Here is a 16,236-nt window from a genome sequence, read left to right as displayed (position 1 = left end):
TTCTCACATGCGTTCGAAAAGGCAGATGCGTAAAAAAAATCTACGGCTCCACAGTCGCCTACGATTTTTTTATGTTCAAAATTAATTGTCTTACATACGGAATTTAATTTTTCATTTTAGCGTCATCCTATAAATTTTATAGGATGATTTGACAAAAGAACATACGTTTGATAATCTGTACATATGGAATTATTTTATATAAAAGGATGGTAATACATATGGATGTTGAAGAGAGGCACAAAAAAATTATAGAAATTGTGGAACAAAAATTAACTTGTTCAGCACATAATTTAGACCATGTATTTAGGGTGTACAATCTTTGCTTATTGCTTGCAAAATATGAGAAAGATGTTGATTTAGAAATACTTATTCCATCAGCTTTATTACATGATATTGCGAGAGTGGAAGAGAGTCAAGATAAAACTGGAAAAATAGATCATGCAGTTTTGGGTAGCATTATGGCTGAGGAGATATTAAAAAAGTTAGAATACGAAGAGGAAAAGATAGAAAAAATTAAGCACTGTATTGTGGCCCATAGGTTTAGAACAGGAAATGAGCCAAATTCAATAGAAGCAAAAATACTTTTTGATGCAGATAAACTTGATGTTATAGGAGCAAGCGGAATTGCTCGTACTTTTATGCTGGCAGGACAATTTGGGCAAAGATTGATAGATAATGACTCTCTTAATGAATATATGAATTCTAATACAGTTGAAAATGGAAGATTGAAGGATGTATCAAAACATACTCCTTTCATTGAATATGAAGTGAAATTTAAAAAAATCCCCAATAAATTGTATATAGAAAAAGCAAAGGAAATAGGTAAAGAAAGACTAAAGTTTATGGATGAATATTTTAATAGGTTAAAGTCAGAAATAGACGGAATTAAGTGAGCCTAACTTATTTTTTAATTTAACCAATTGTGCATAGAAAAGTATTAGAGTATATAAATATTATTTAGGGGAGAAAAAAATGATTTATTTAAATAAATTTACATTTCCTAATGAATATATGGAAATTAAATTCTTTATGAGTATACAGAGAACTTGTTATGATTCATTTTATCCATTTAAGATATTATCTGCACACGGCCTTGAACAAATTGATTTTGAACCAATTACTATTTTATATGGAGGAAATGGTTCTGGAAAATCAACAGCATTAAATGTTATTGCAGAAAAGACAGGGATAAATCGCGATTCTATCTATAATAAATCTAATTTTTATCCTGACTATGTTAATATGTGCAAGATGTATATTGAAACTGATATTCCTGATAATAGCAGAATTATTACAAGTGATGATGTATTTGATTATATGCTAAATGTCCGTAATATTAATGAAGGAATTGATCAAAAACGGGAAAACCTTTTTGAAGAATATTTAGAATCTAAATATTCTCGTTTTCAAATGAAGTCTATAGCAGATTATGAGCAATTAAAAAAAGTAAATCTTACTAGAAGTAAAACTCAGTCACGTTTTGTAAGAGATAAATTAATGAGTAATGTAAGAGAGTATTCAAATGGAGAAAGTGCATATAGATATTTTATTGAAAAAATTGATGAGAATGGATTGTATATATTGGATGAGCCTGAAAATAGTATTTCTCCACAACGTCAGATGGAATTAATGAGTTTTATTGAGGAAGCTGCTCGCTTTTTAAACTGTCAGTTTATTATATCAACGCACTCACCTTTCTTACTTGCTATGCGAGGAGCAAAAATATATGATCTTGATGAAGATCCTGTTGATGTGAAAAGATGGACAGAATTAGAGAATGTACGAACATATTATGATTTTTTTAAATCACATGAAAAGGAGTTTTGATCATATTATGTATTTTAAAGAAATTAAAAATTTTCTGAAGTTATAATGTTGAATGATAGGAGTAATGGTAGATGGATTGCAGTATTAAATCATTATATCTCTGTGTTGAAGATATGGATAGAGCAATTAATTTTTATGAGAATTTATTAGAACAAGAGGTAGCTATTCGTGATGACATTTATAGTGTAATTGATGTTAATGGATTTCGTTTAGGATTATTTGCGTATCAAAAGATGAATGAAAAACATACTTTTGGGAGCAACTGTCTACCAAGTTTAGAGGTAAATAGCCTCGATATTCTAAAAAGTAAATTATCAAAATTAGAAATAGTATTTCCATTAACTCAAATTGGTGCAAATTGGGTAGCTGAATTTAAAGATAGTGAAGGTAATCATATTGAGATTACAACGCCTGTTAATGATCATAAATAACTATAAAGTTCTAAGCTCTTTTTTCTGTTAAGATTTTGTTATAAAATTATAGATGAACCAGGGAGCTGGAAATTGAAGGATTATTAAAGGGGTAATAATATGGTTGGGATAAGAGAAGAATTTACAGTCGAATTTAATGAATTAAATTCCAAAGAAATAGAAGAAGGACTAAGGAGTGTATCTATAATAAAGGGTGGTAAGAAAGAAGAGTATGAGGTTATCGATACACGAGAAAAATTATTAGAGTATCTAGAAGGATGTACAGACATAGGAGAGAGGAAGAAAAGAATATTAGTAACCTTTGAATGTATTAATATTTGCGGTATTTTTGATAGTGCTATTTTTTTAAAGAGATTTAAGATCGATAGCTATTCTAAACCTAAATTAGATGATTCATTATATTTAAGTTTTACTAATTGTGAGTTTTTTTCAGATATAGAATTATTGGGTGGAGATTATAAGAGAATAAAAATTAATGAATCAACTATACAAAAAAATATATTTATAAGATTTATAAATTGTGAAAAATCAAGAATTAATAATGTAGTTTTCAAAGAAGATGTTATATTTGAAAATTCAGAAATTGGGACTTTAAATATTAATACTTCACAAATAATGGATAATTTACTTTTTCAAAAGGTTACTATATTTAATGATTTTATTATGGATAAGGTTATGTCAAATAAAGATTTGGATTTTGTTGATTGTATGTTTGAAGGATTAAGCAAATTACAGTTGTCAGTTAATGGTGAATTGAATTTTCTCCAATGTTCATTTTATAAAAAATCAGAAATAGATTTTGATGAATTAAATGGAAAGATAAGCTTATACAAAACAAATTTCTCTGATAAATGTTATTTAGAATACGAGTTACTAACAAATAAAGAGTACAAGCCATTGATTTTTGAAGATAATTATAAAAAAACTAAATGGAATTTTTTGATTGTATCTGATATCTATAAGTCTAGTGGAAGGACAGAACAATTTTTAACAACTTTTTTCTATTTCAAAAAATATGAACGTTTGGAAAAGAAAAATAAAGGAACTTATAGATTTACTTTATTAGATTATTTAATTGGAATAACAACTAAGTACTATACAAGTTGGGAAAGAACTTTATTAACTATGGGGGTAATAATAGTTGCATTTTTTATGCTTTATTGCTGTTTTCCTAATTTATTAATGTGTAAAGATGCACCAATGAGTTCGAAAAATTTATTTGAAACAGTGTTTGAGATGTTTAAAAATTCAAATTTTGATATACATTTTTTAATAAGTAAGTTTGGGAATACTCTGTATTTTACAATAATAACATTTACGACAGTTGGGTATGGAGATATAACTCCTCTTAATTGGATGAAGTTGATTGTGAGTTTAGAATCATTTCTTGGGGTATTCTATACATCAAGTTTGGTAGTAGCTTTATCAAGAAGGTTTTTATAATAAGATAGTATATAAGCATAAGATATTGAATTTGGAAATTTATAGATTCAATATTTTATGTTTTTTTATTAGGCATGTATGGAAGTTATTTATGTTAAATATATAATGAAAGATGATGAAATTGTTGGAAAACTGTAGAAATTAATATAAAAATAAGCTAAAAAATGATAAAGATTCCAAGAAAAATGTCGATATATAAATCAAGAATACATTATTAGATATTGAATAAGTTAAGCTAATTATAGAAGTTCATATTAAGAAGGGCAAGTCGACATCGCGCTATCTAATAAAGTTGTTATACAAAATACGTGTGTACAAATATACGGTTAATCAAGGGTTATAGGTTACCTTTTTCAACCTAAATATATTATATAAGGGGAATGGTAATGAGAAGGATATTAAGTTACATCTTTTTAGGGGTTTTTATCGTAGCTATGATATTTAGTAGTGTTGGTTGTAATGGTCTTAATAAAACGAATTCGAAAGTTGATGATGACTCTAAAGAAGTGAATCTAAAGTTTATTTGGTGGGGAAATGATCAAAGAAAAAATATAACTCAACAAGCAATTGAATTGTTTCAAAAAAAGCATCCAAATGTAAAATTTGAGGTGAAGAGTTATGCAAGCACATCAGATGTAAAGGTTAACTTAGCTATGAATACTGCAGATGAAGATATGCCTGATATTATTCAAGCTAATTATGACTTTGTACATAATTATGCAAATCGTAACTTATTTGAACCATTTGAACCCTATGTTGAGAAGAATATCGTGAATTTATCTGATGTTGATAAATCAAGCTTAGAAGCTGGAACTGACAATGGACAGTTATATGGGCTTCCATGGGGAATTAATGCGTACTGTATGGCAGTAAATCCGTCAGTGTTTGAAAAGGCTGGAGTAGATATGCTTAAGTCTGGATATACATATGATGAATTATATGAAACTCTTAAAAAGCTTAAATCTCAAATAAGTGATCCGAACTTTTATCCATTAGCTAACTTTGTTGACTATAATAATTTCGTTAGAGCTTATGGCAGCACATATTTTAATTCAGAAGGAACAGCATTAGGTTATAAAGATGATCAGATTTTTATAGATTATTTTAATTTTTACAAGAAATGTCTAGATGAAGGTTTAATTGCACCAGTTACAATTACGGACAAAAATGCTTTGATTTCATCTGGAAAATCTGCACTTTGGTGGGGAGTTTCTAATCAAGTTTCTGGTCTTAATAAAGCTTCTAATACAAGTATGCAAATAATATCAGTGCCATCAAAAACAAAAGGGAAAATTACAAGCTGTATTAGGCCATCAATGTATCTTTGTGTCTCAGCATATTCTAAACATAAAAAAGAAGCAATGGAATTTATTGATTTTTTAACAAATGATTTGGAGGTTAATGACATATTAAAGGCTGAAAGAGGAGTATCAACTTCGGCAAAGGTAAGTGATAATTTAGAAAAGAAAGCAAGTGAAGGTGATAAACAGCAGTATTTATTTTTGAAATACATTAAAGAAAATCCAAGTCCTCAAGATCCACCAACACCAAATACAGCAGGTAATGTTAATGCACTTTTTCAAAGATTAACTGATGAAATTTTAGCCAGCACACTTACACCAGAAGATGCAGCGAAGCAATTTAGAACAAGTGCAAACAAAATTCTGAGCGGTGTGAAAGGGGGAGAGTAATATGAGAATTACTATTCGGCAAAAATTATATGGTGGATTCGCAGCTGTACTTTTATTCTTAGTTATTGTGGCTATAGCTAACTATGTATTGACAAGTAAAGTAAACACTAAATACACAAATTTGGTGAATAATGGTACTACAATAGTAAGTTATATTAAAGACTTAAATAATGCTATTAGTGATGAACAGGCTAGTGTTAATTATTATCTTATAACAGGAGATGCAAATTATTTTAAGTCTTATCAAAAGGCTTTTGATTCATATAATGAAAAAAGTAAGAAAATAGGAGAGTTAATCAAAGGACAGGATAGTTGGCAAATTCTGCAGGGATTAGATTTAATTGAAGAACAATATGTTATTTCAGCAGACCAGATGATAGACTATAAGAAGAAAAATAATATAGATAAATATACCCAAACTGCAAAAGCACAAAATCAATTAATACAAAAGTTTAGTGATACTTCTGATAAGTTTATTGAAAATCAAGAGGCTCTATTAAATAAAGAAATTAATGAAACTGAAAGCATGATAAGTTCATCAAAAATCCTAATAATTGTATTTACTTTTATTATTTTATTTATTGGATTTGGAGTGGCTTACTGGATTAGCAATTTGATTTCTAAGCCTATAGTAGCAATATCAAAAACAGCAATTAAAATTGCTGATGGGGATTTGACTGGTGAGGAGATACAAATTAAGAGTAATGATGAGATAAGTGATTTGATAAATGCTTTTAATATTATGACTAAAAATTTACGAAAAATACTTACAGAAGTTGAAGAAGCAGCAGCAAAGGTGGCAATATCATCTGATGAATTAACAACTGGAGCACATCAAACAGCTGAAGCAACAAAGTATGTAGCTAATATTTCTCAAGATGTTGCAACTGGAACAGAGCGTCAAGTTGATAGTGTTGAGAAAAGTGTTCAGGCGGCAAGAGAAATGAGTAATGAAGCTGATGAAATAAATTCAAAAGCTTATAATGCAAATAATCAGGCATTAAAAACTTCTGATGTTGTAATGGAAGGAAATACATCAGTTCAGAAGGCTGTAGAACAAATGAATGCTGTTAAGTATACAGTAACAGATATCGCAAATATAGTTAATGAATTAGGAAATGAATCTAAGAAGATTAATGATATTATTGCTATAATTACCAATATAGCATCTCAAACTAATTTACTTGCTTTGAATGCATCAATAGAAGCTGCAAGAGCTGGTGATGCTGGAAAAGGATTTGCAGTAGTGGCTGCTGAAGTAAGTAAGCTTGCAGAACAAACATCAATTTCTGGAAAACAGGTATCAGAGGTAATTAGAGCAATATTGTTAAAAACTGAAAAAACAATAAGTGTTGTGACAGAAAGTGAACAACAAGTTAAGGAAGGAATTGAAGCTGTTCACGCGGCAGGTGTCTCTTTTAATACCATAGAGAATTCAATTAATGATTTTAGAAAAACAATAGAAGAAGTATCAATGGCGTCAAAGCAAATGAGTGAAAGTACAGATAAATTAGTGAATAACTTTGAAACTATTGAAGAAATATCTAAGTCTGCAGCAGAATCAACACAAAGTGTATCTGCCTTTACTGAAGAGCAATTGGCAACGATGGAAGGTGTGACTAATTCGGCAAATTCTTTAAATAATATGTCAGAGCGTTTGATTAATTTAATAAATACATTTAAATTAAAATAGAAATTTTAAAGACATGTAAATGATAAAAAATAAAGATCGTACTTAATAACAAGGTCACGTAGAGTGGCTAGATTAAGTATGATCTTTATTTAATCATGAAATGAAATTACATCATTTCAAGCATTTGTTTTAATATTTTAGTTGAATTTTTAACTGCAATAGGAACAAAATTTTGATAATCCATATGTGCTCCGTTGTTTGCATTATCTGAAATTGATCTAATAACTACAAAAGGAATTGAGTTTAAGTAACAAACTTGAGCAATGCTAGCTCCTTCCATTTCGCAAGATATAGCACCAAATTCTTTTTCAAGCCATTGGATTTTTTCAATATTTGCTACAAATTGATCACCTGAAGCAATTCTGCCTGTAAAGCTATTTAATTCTGAGATTTGTTCGCAAGCTTTTTTAGCTATTGCAACCATTTCTTTATCGCATTTAAAATCAAAAGTATCAAGTCTTGGAATTTGTCCCATCTTATCTCCAAATGCTGTAGTATCCATGTCATGTTGTACTAAGTTTTCAGCAACAACTATGTCGCCAGGATAAATTTCTTTACCGATTCCTCCTGCAACTCCAACATTAATAACTTTATCTACATTATATTCTGAAGCTAATATTTGAGTACAGATTGCAGAATTAACTTTACCAATTCCACAAACTACAGCAACAACATCCTTTCCATATAATGTACCTTTATGAAAAGTCATGTTAGCCTTTTCTTTCTTTTCAATCAGTGCTAAATCATTTAATAAAATTTCTAATTCTTCTGCCATTGCAGCAATAATTCCTATAGTCATATGAATTATCCTCCTAAATAAAATTAATTATATTATGTATTAATAAACATTAAACTAATTTATATTATAATATTTAATTGAAAAATTTGATAGATAAAAGAATAAATATAACTGGGAAACAATGTATTGTAGTAATGACACGAAATTATGATATAATATCAAATATTAAAGCAAAATATATATTGGCATTGTACGTAATATTTAATATTTTGAATATAATAATAGCGGAATAGAAAGTACTATGATTCTATATAAAATATAATAATAAGGAGAGCAAGAATATGTCAGTACAACATTCTTTATCAAGAACTGAACTTTTAATAGGTGAAGGTGGATTAGATAAATTAAGACAAAGTAAAGTAGTCGTTTTTGGAGTTGGAGGAGTAGGAAGTTATACCATCGAGGCACTTGCGAGAGCAGGAGTTGGGGAATTGATAATTATTGATGATGATACAGTATGTTTAACTAATTTAAATAGGCAGGTACATGCAACATATAAAACTATAAGTCAGCCTAAAGTGCAAGTAATGAAAGAAAGAATTGAATCTATAAATAGAAATTGTAAAGTTATAACACATCAAGTATTTGTCACTCAAGAAAATATATCTGAAATAATTCCTGAGGATGCTGATTATGTAGTGGATGCAATTGATACTGTTACTGCAAAATTAGGACTTGCAGAATATTGTTATAAAAAGAATATTAAGATAATGAGTTCTATGGGAACAGGAAATAAATTAGATCCAACACAATTTAAAGTTACAGATGTATTTAAAACAAAGATTTGTCCATTAGCTAAGGTGATGAGACATGAACTAAAGAAAAGAGGGGTAGAGAAATTAAAAGTTGTGTATTCGGAAGAAGTCCCAATTAAGCCAAATTACGAAGATGTAGTTACATGTAAGACTGGCTGTGTTTGTACTGGGGGAACTAAAAAGTGTGCAGAAAAAAGGCAGATACCAGGGAGTATTTCATTTGTACCACCAGTAGCTGGTATGATAATTGCTGGTGAAGTTATAAAAGATATATTAGAAATTAATAAGCAGCAATAAATAAAAGCAATTAATTTTGGGGGAATAGTTATGAAGCGTATTGAAAGAATTTATAGTTATATTGAAACTAATTCTAAGAATTTTACAAAGAATAAGCTTCTGGAGATTAAAGGGTTTAGTGCTCAAGAAATTGGAGAAAAACTTGATATATTAAGGAGTAATGTGTCAAGAGAACTTAACACTTTATGTAGAGATGGGAAAATAATCAAAATAAAGAATAGACCTGTTCTCTATTTTGATAGAAGCAGTTTTGAAGAAATATTATCAATAAAGTTGCCAAAAGAGTTAGAAGAAATATCTGATCTTGAAGATTTTGTAAAGGTTGATAAATCTATTGGTGGTGAAGAAGAGTCCCCATTTAATTATTTGATTGGAGCACATACTAGTCTTAAAAATCAAATTGAACAGGCTAAAGCTGCATTATTATATCCCCCAAATGGACTTCACACATTGATAATAGGTAGTACAGGAGTAGGAAAAAGTTTATTTGTTAATATAATGTACCAATATTCTAAATACATAAAAAAATTGCAAGAAGATGCTCCATTTGTAGTATTTAATTGTGCTGATTATAGTAATAATCCTCAACTTCTTTTATCCTACATATTTGGTCATGTCAAAGGTGCATTCACAGGTGCGGATAAAGAAAAAGAAGGAATTGTTGAAAAAGCTGATGGGGGGATATTGTTTTTGGATGAAATTCATAGACTTCCTCCTGAAGGGCAAGAGATGATTTTTTACTTTATGGATACAGGAACGTACAATAAACTTGGAGAAACCGATAGACATCGTAAGGCAAACGTGCTATTAATAGGTGCTACAACAGAAGATCCAAGCTCAACATTGCTAAACACTTTTATTAGAAGAATACCTATAACTATACTAATTCCTAATTTTGAAGAAAGGTCAATGGAAGATAAACTTGAACTAATACATTATTTACTTTCAAAAGAGGCTCAAAGGGTAAATAAGACTATTAGAATTTCTGCTGAATCTATAAAAGCATTGATTGGAAGTACGTCTTATGGGAATGTTGGACAATTGAAATCTAATATACAGTTAATTTGTGCGACAGGATTTCTTAATTGCATGAATACAGATAAAGATATAGATATAAATTTGAATTCTCTACCAACTAACATAAGAGATGGACTGCTTAATTTTGAAAACAAATCAAATGATGAGGGACAAGTCTGGAATAGGGTTCCTAAGCTACTTACTATAAAGCCAGATGGCAACAGAACTTTTATAGAAACAGATGGTTATGAACCACCGTTTAATATTTATAATATTATAGAAGACAAGGCATTTGTTCTTAAAGAAGAGGGAATGAGTGAGCAAGATATAAAAAAATATATAACTACTGATATAAATGTTCATTTAAAACAATTTTATGCAAAATTTAAAGGTGATACTCATCGCAAAGATGGTTTATTAAAAATTGTTGACAAGGATATTGTTGATTTTGCGCAAGAAATAAAAGCTTTAGCTGAGGATAGGTTAGATAAAAGTTTAAATGATAGATTTATTTATGCCATAAGTCTTCACTTTAGTGCACTGTTTAATAGAATCAAAAAAAATACTGTTTCTTTTTCTAATAATATTAAATTAACTTTATCAACAATTAATACTAAAGAATATGGAGTTGCTAAAGAAATTCATAAACTTATAGAAGATAGATATGATATAGCAATTCCGGAAATAGAAATAGAATATCTAGCGTTGCTTCTAAATTCAATTCAGGAATTATCACATCAAGATAGAGTTGGAATTGTAGTGGCAGCTCATGGTACAAGTACAGCTACTAGTATGGTTGCTGTAGCTAAGAAACTTTTTGAAGCTGACAATATTTTAGCTGTTGATATGCCACTTGAAAGAACACCATCCGATATTTTGGAGAGTGTTATTGAAAAAGTTAAGCAAATTGATGAGGGAAAAGGAGTATTGCTTCTGGTTGATATGGGATCTTTAAATACCTTTGGTGAAACAATTACGGAAAGAACTAATATTAATGTAAAAAGCATAGATATGGTATCAACAGCATTGGTGCTAGAAGCAGTTAGAAAATGTTCTTTAACTGATACAGATTTAGATTCTGTATATTCATATTTACTTACAGATTTTAGAGGGTATACAAATAATATTAATGCAGAAAATGATTTAGGGGATGATAATGTTATAGTTACTATTTGTTCAACTGGCAAAGGAGCAGCTGTTAAACTTAAGGAATTAGTTGAAGCTGTGACTAAAAATATCTCTATTAGTAGCAATGTTAAAGTTATACCTACAGGAATAATTAATTTAAATGAATCGATAAAACATATTTCTGAAAAGCATAAAATTTTAGCCCTTGTTGGTATAACCAACCCTAACTTGGGAATTCCATTTATATCTATTGAAGACTTAATTAACGGGGCTGGAGAAAATGTATTGAGAAATATAATTGAAGGTAAATTAACTGTGTCAAGTGCCAGAGGAGAAGATCAAATTGTATTAAAAAATCTATGCAAGCAGACTTTAATGGAAATAGTAACTTTTATAAATCCAGAAAAAATATATCCTTTGTTAGATAGATTTGTAAAAGCCATTGAAGCATATTTAGATGTACAGTACGATAATCCAACAAAACTTAGAATAATTTTTCATGTTGCTTGTGCATTAGAGAGAATGCTTTTAAATAATGGATTGGTTTATGATTCATCCGAATCAGAATTAAATCCCAAATATGTACAGGCATTAAGAGAGGCAAATTTAATATTTAAAGAAGCATTATCCATATCTTTAACCGATGATGAAATATATTATATAGTTGATGCAATTAATGTGTGTTAAAAATCCTAGATATAAAAAATAAAAGTGTCAAAAACAATAAAAAAAGTGTGTCAAAAAAAGCTTTACAGTGTCAAAATGAGTTTTTTATGTTGAATATAACTAAAAACTTATTGTTGTTACTCTAATGCTTGATGACACACTTTTTTTGGCATGATAATTGCTTAGTATATTAGTACAAAATAAAAATGTAGCGGGAAGGGATGATTAAGTAATGATATCAGTCATAGTAGGTACTCATGGGATTTTCTCAGAAGAGATCTTAAAGTCAGCAGAAATGATTTTTGGTTCTCAAGAAAATGTTGGTAGTGTCACTTTCAAGCCAGGTGAAGGTATAGATAGTCTAGTAGAGAAATATAACAACTTAGTTAATAGATTAGATTCTAAAGAAGGTGTTTTATTTATGGTAGATCTTTTTGGTGGAAGTCCATTTAATGCAGCTAGTATTATTGCGATGAAAAATGAAAATATGGAAATTGTAACAGGCGTAAATCTTCCGATGATTCTAGAGGTGTTAGGAAGCAGAGAATTTTCAAATTTACAAGAATTAGTTAAAATAGCATTGAATTCAGGGAAAGATGCTATAAAGATGCTGACTAAAAATGCTGAAATTGATGAAGAAGAATTATAAAGTTAGCAAGTTATGTGATTATTGAATTATTCAATATAAATTTATATAAAAAACAATAAAAAGGAGAATAAGATTATGGAAATTAGTTTTGTAAGAATTGATGACAGATTAATACATGGACAAGTGGCAACTGTTTGGACAAAAGATAGTGGTTGCAATAGAATAATGGCAGTTAGCGATGAGGTTGCTGCAGATGATTTGAGAAAGCAATTGGTAATTCAAGTAGCACCTCCAGGAATTAAGGCTTATGTGGTTCCAGTTGAAAAGGCAATTGAAGCATATAAAAATCCTAAATATGATAGTTTTAAAACTTTATTTTTATTCACTAATCCTACAGATGTTCTTAGAATGGTTGAAGGTGGAGTTGATATTAAATCTGTAAACGTTGGCGGAATGTGCTATAAGGATGGCACAAAACAAATAACAAGTGCACTTTGTATGAGCGATGCTGATATTGAGTCCTTTAAGAAACTTAATGAAAAAGGCATTGAATTAGAAGTAAGAAAATTAGCAAAAGATACTAAAGTAAATTTAATGGATAGGTTAAGAGAATTAAAACTTATTTAGTTATAAATTTAAATTTATATATATTTTAAATTATTAAGAAATAGGGGGATTTTTTCATGAGTACTTTACAATTAATTTTATTGGTAATAGTTGCAGCAATTGCTGGTATGGCTAGTGTTCTTGATGAAGCACAATTTCATAGACCATTAATTGCATGTACATTAGTTGGACTTGTATTAGGAGATATTCAAACAGGAATTATTTTAGGCGGAACACTAGAAATGTTAGCACTTGGATGGATGAATGTTGGTGCGGCAATGGCACCAGATGCAGCACTTGCAAGTGTAATTTCAGCAATACTTGTTATAGTTGGAAAACAATCAATTGGAGCTGGTATAGCAGTGGCGGTACCAATTGCAGCAGCAGGCCAAGTACTTACTATCTTTGTAAGAACAATAACAGTATTTTTCCAACACTTAGCTGATAAATATGCAGAAAAGGGTAACACTAGAGGAATAGAGATGTGCCACATTTTGGGATTATCACTTCAAGCAATACGTGTAGCTGTGCCAGCAGCTATAGTAGGAATACTTGCAGGTACAGATGCTGTTAATGCAGCTCTTGCGGCTATACCACCAGTAATTACAAGAGGACTTCAAGTATCAGGTGGATTTATAGTAGTAGTAGGATATGCAATGGTAATAAACATGATGAATAGTAAATCATTAATGCCATTCTTCTTCATAGGATTTTTACTTGCAGCATTTACAAACTTTAACTTAATTGGTTTTGGTGCAATAGGTGTTATTTGTGCTATATTCCATATAAAATCTATAGCTAATGAAGGAAAAGCAGTAGTAGCAGGAAATGTTGGAATTGATGATATAGATGATTCGGAATTAATGTAAATTGCAGAAGGAGGATATAACAATGAGTGATAAGAAATTAAATAAAAGTGATATAGTAAGCATGTTTATTCGTTCAAATTTTCTATTAGGGTCATTTAACTTTGAAAGAATGCAATCAATAGGATTTTGCGTAACTCTAATACCAGCTTTAAAAAAGTTATATAAAGGCGATGAATTAAGTGCAGCATTGAAAAGGCATTTGGAGTTCTTTAATACACAACCATTTATGGCTACTCCAATCATGGGGATAACAGCTGCGATGGAAGAACAAAAAGCAAATGGAGCAGATATTAGTGAGGCATCAATAAGTGGTGTAAAAATTGGACTTATGGGACCTCTTGCTGGAGTAGGAGATCCAATATTCTGGGGAACATTAAGACCAGTACTTGCAGCTTTAGGAGCAGGATTTGCACTTACAGGAAGTATTATTGGACCGTTAATATTTTTCTTAGGGTTCAATGCAATTAGACTTGCAACAAATTGGTATGGAATGTTTTATGGGTATGAAAAAGGAACTCAATTAGTTTCAGATATGAGCGGAAATAAACTTAGATATCTTACTGAAGGATCTTCAGTGCTTGGATTACTTGTTATAGGAGGACTTGTTTCAAAATGGACAAGTATAAATATACCTTTTGTTCTTTCAAAATATACACAATCTGATGGTAAAGAAGTAATTACAACAGTGCAAAGTGTTCTTGATAGTTTAATGCCAGGATTGGTTCCTTTATTATTAACATTCGCGTGTATGTATTTATTAAAGAAAAGAGTTAATCCACTACTAATTATATTTGGATTATTTGCAATAGGTATTTTAGGTGTTGCTAGCGGAATCCTACAATAAATAATTAATTAAAATAATTTTTGATAAACCCACATTATTTTAAAGATGATACGAAAATTATCACCAAAAATAATGTGGGTTTTGTGCATAAACAGTGATTATAATATATTTTGTGTGGATAAAATTTAATAGGCGCTTTTATTAAAATGTAAATTATATATTAATTTATACATTCAGTCATATAAAATCAGCAAAAGGAAATTTAAAATAAATGTTGAATGAATATTATTGGATAAGAATATGTATATGAAAATGCAAGGGAGAAATATATGGGATCACATGGTAATGTAAAAATAGAAGCAGACAAATTAAATAAAACAGAATATTTAGTAAAGGATAAAAACGATATTATTGTTGGGAGATTTATCAGCTCAGAATTAAGAACTGCAAGTAAAACATGTAATATAGAGCTTAGTTTCTATAGAGAAGGAGCTTATGAAATATTGAGTGATACACTAGCATTTATATTGAAAGCTACATTTAATGACCAAAATATTTTTAAGGTTAATATTAAAGTTAATGAAAATATAGATATTAATTCATTTTTGGATTTAGGCTTTACATTAGAAGGAGTATTTAGTCAAAACCAATATTTTAAAGGTGAATATTATGATGAATTATCTTTTGGTATTACTAAAATAGAATACAATAATCTTAATAAATATTCGCTTGTGGAATTAAAAGGAGAAAGTATTACTTTAAGAAATTTAACACCAGGGGATGCACAAGAAGTTTTAGAATATTATCAAAAAAATAAAAATTATTTAGCTCCTTTTGAGCCAGGAAAGGATGCTGATTTTTACACCTTAGAAATGCAAAAAAAGCTTTTAATTAAGAGTTATAAAGAACTTTTGAATGGTATAAGTGTGGAACTAGGAATTTTTAAAGGAGAAAAGTTAATTGGCAAGATGAAGCTTTCAAGAATTGTTCATGGATCAATAAAAAGCGGAGTATTGGGATATTCAATCGATGAAGATGAACAAGGGAATGGATATATGAAGGAAAGTGTTAAAATATTTCTTAAATATGCATTTACTGAATGTAACCTTCATAGAATAGAGGCATCAGCGTTAATAAATAATAAAAGATCAAGAATGGTACTGACAAAGTGTGGATTTAAACTTGTAGGAATAAATGAAAAATATCTTTTAATTAATGGTAAATGGGAAGATCACGCAACTTATTATATTGTAAAAGAAGACTTTGATAATGAAAAATTAAAGTAACTATACCAAGCGTATCATTAGTAGAATTATTCAGAAAAACTAAGTAAAGAGAAGAATTATAGATTTAAATGTCATAAATGATATAATACTAGATAAATAGAATAAACATATATGTTAAGATAAAACACGTCGCTGAGAGCGGTAAACAACTTAAGCAAATGAATAAATAGCTCACAAATAAAGAGCTGAAAAAGATTTTGAAAAAGTTGTTGACAAGCTTGAGACTAAGTGATAAGATAAACGAGTCGCTTATGAGTGACAAAAACAAACAAAAGATTACAGCGAAAGTTGTAAGAAAGAAAATGGTCTTTGAAAATTGAACAGAATAAGATAAATACATTTAAGTAAACCAGCA

14 protein-coding genes are annotated in these 16,236 nt (G+C 29.4%); 13 read left to right on the top strand and 1 reads right to left on the bottom strand.

Annotation, left to right across the window (positions count from 1 at the left end; all coding sequences use genetic code 11):
* Nucleotides 1–218: 218 nt before the first annotated feature.
* The 6 genes from L3B98_RS28455 to L3B98_RS28430 all read left to right on the top strand — a co-directional run bounded on the left by L3B98_RS28455 (nucleotide 219) and on the right by L3B98_RS28430 (nucleotide 7,085).
* Nucleotides 219–893 carry an HD domain-containing protein gene (locus L3B98_RS28455; RefSeq protein WP_238919168.1) on the top strand — a complete coding sequence of 225 codons (675 nt, stop codon included), beginning with the start codon at nucleotides 219–221 and terminating at the stop codon, nucleotides 891–893.
* 79 nt (nucleotides 894–972) lie between these two features.
* Nucleotides 973–1,827 (top strand): AAA family ATPase, encoded by an 855-nt coding sequence (locus tag L3B98_RS28450; protein WP_238919167.1) that lies wholly within the window; start codon nucleotides 973–975, stop codon nucleotides 1,825–1,827.
* A gap of 71 nt (nucleotides 1,828–1,898) precedes the next feature.
* Nucleotides 1,899–2,258: a VOC family protein gene (locus tag L3B98_RS28445; protein WP_238919166.1), complete on the top strand. Its 360-nt coding sequence runs from the start codon at nucleotides 1,899–1,901 to the stop codon at nucleotides 2,256–2,258.
* 99 nt (nucleotides 2,259–2,357) lie between these two features.
* Nucleotides 2,358–3,701, top strand: coding sequence for a potassium channel family protein (locus tag L3B98_RS28440; protein WP_238919165.1), 1,344 nt, complete (start codon nucleotides 2,358–2,360; stop codon nucleotides 3,699–3,701).
* Between the two features lie 386 nt (nucleotides 3,702–4,087).
* Nucleotides 4,088–5,392 (top strand): extracellular solute-binding protein, encoded by a 1,305-nt coding sequence (locus tag L3B98_RS28435; protein ID WP_238919164.1) that lies wholly within the window; start codon nucleotides 4,088–4,090, stop codon nucleotides 5,390–5,392.
* Between the two features lies 1 nt (nucleotide 5,393).
* The gene (locus tag L3B98_RS28430; RefSeq protein WP_238919163.1) at nucleotides 5,394–7,085 is read left to right on the top strand and encodes a methyl-accepting chemotaxis protein; all 1,692 of its coding nucleotides are present in this window, start codon (nucleotides 5,394–5,396) and stop codon (nucleotides 7,083–7,085) included.
* 106 nt (nucleotides 7,086–7,191) lie between these two features.
* Here L3B98_RS28430 and L3B98_RS28425 read toward each other — a convergent pair whose 3' ends face one another.
* Nucleotides 7,192–7,884: a 5'-methylthioadenosine/adenosylhomocysteine nucleosidase gene (locus L3B98_RS28425; RefSeq protein WP_238919162.1), complete on the bottom strand. Its 693-nt coding sequence runs from the start codon at nucleotides 7,882–7,884 to the stop codon at nucleotides 7,192–7,194.
* A gap of 281 nt (nucleotides 7,885–8,165) precedes the next feature.
* Between L3B98_RS28425 and L3B98_RS28420 the strand changes: the two genes are divergently transcribed.
* From L3B98_RS28420 to L3B98_RS28390, 7 genes are all read left to right on the top strand, one after another.
* Complete coding sequence (locus L3B98_RS28420) at nucleotides 8,166–8,936, top strand: tRNA threonylcarbamoyladenosine dehydratase (RefSeq protein WP_238919161.1); 771 nt, start codon at nucleotides 8,166–8,168, stop codon at nucleotides 8,934–8,936.
* Between the two features lie 30 nt (nucleotides 8,937–8,966).
* A complete protein-coding gene (locus L3B98_RS28415; RefSeq protein ID WP_238919160.1) occupies nucleotides 8,967–11,768 on the top strand; it encodes a sigma-54-dependent transcriptional regulator in 2,802 nt (933 codons plus the stop codon).
* Nucleotides 11,769–11,979: 211 nt separating this feature from the next.
* The gene (locus tag L3B98_RS28410; protein ID WP_238919159.1) at nucleotides 11,980–12,396 is read left to right on the top strand and encodes a mannose/fructose/sorbose PTS transporter subunit IIA; all 417 of its coding nucleotides are present in this window, start codon (nucleotides 11,980–11,982) and stop codon (nucleotides 12,394–12,396) included.
* 75 nt (nucleotides 12,397–12,471) lie between these two features.
* Nucleotides 12,472–12,963: a mannose/fructose/sorbose PTS transporter subunit IIB gene (locus tag L3B98_RS28405; protein WP_238919158.1), complete on the top strand. Its 492-nt coding sequence runs from the start codon at nucleotides 12,472–12,474 to the stop codon at nucleotides 12,961–12,963.
* Nucleotides 12,964–13,019: 56 nt separating this feature from the next.
* Nucleotides 13,020–13,811 carry a PTS mannose/fructose/sorbose transporter subunit IIC gene (locus tag L3B98_RS28400; RefSeq protein ID WP_238919157.1) on the top strand — a complete coding sequence of 264 codons (792 nt, stop codon included), beginning with the start codon at nucleotides 13,020–13,022 and terminating at the stop codon, nucleotides 13,809–13,811.
* A 22-nt stretch (nucleotides 13,812–13,833) separates the two neighbouring features.
* Nucleotides 13,834–14,655, top strand: coding sequence for a PTS mannose transporter subunit IID (gene manZ / locus L3B98_RS28395; RefSeq protein ID WP_015395623.1), 822 nt, complete (start codon nucleotides 13,834–13,836; stop codon nucleotides 14,653–14,655).
* Nucleotides 14,656–14,924: 269 nt separating this feature from the next.
* Nucleotides 14,925–15,881: a GNAT family protein gene (locus L3B98_RS28390; protein WP_238919156.1), complete on the top strand. Its 957-nt coding sequence runs from the start codon at nucleotides 14,925–14,927 to the stop codon at nucleotides 15,879–15,881.
* The last annotated feature ends 355 nt before the right edge of the window (nucleotides 15,882–16,236 follow it).

The organism is Clostridium sp. YIM B02555 (genome assembly GCF_022320955.1).
Lineage (GTDB): Bacteria > Bacillota > Clostridia > Clostridiales > Clostridiaceae > Clostridium > Clostridium saccharoperbutylacetonicum.
The sequence above is the reverse complement of the archived record's forward strand: the minus strand, read 5'-3'. Positions and strand labels throughout refer to the sequence as shown.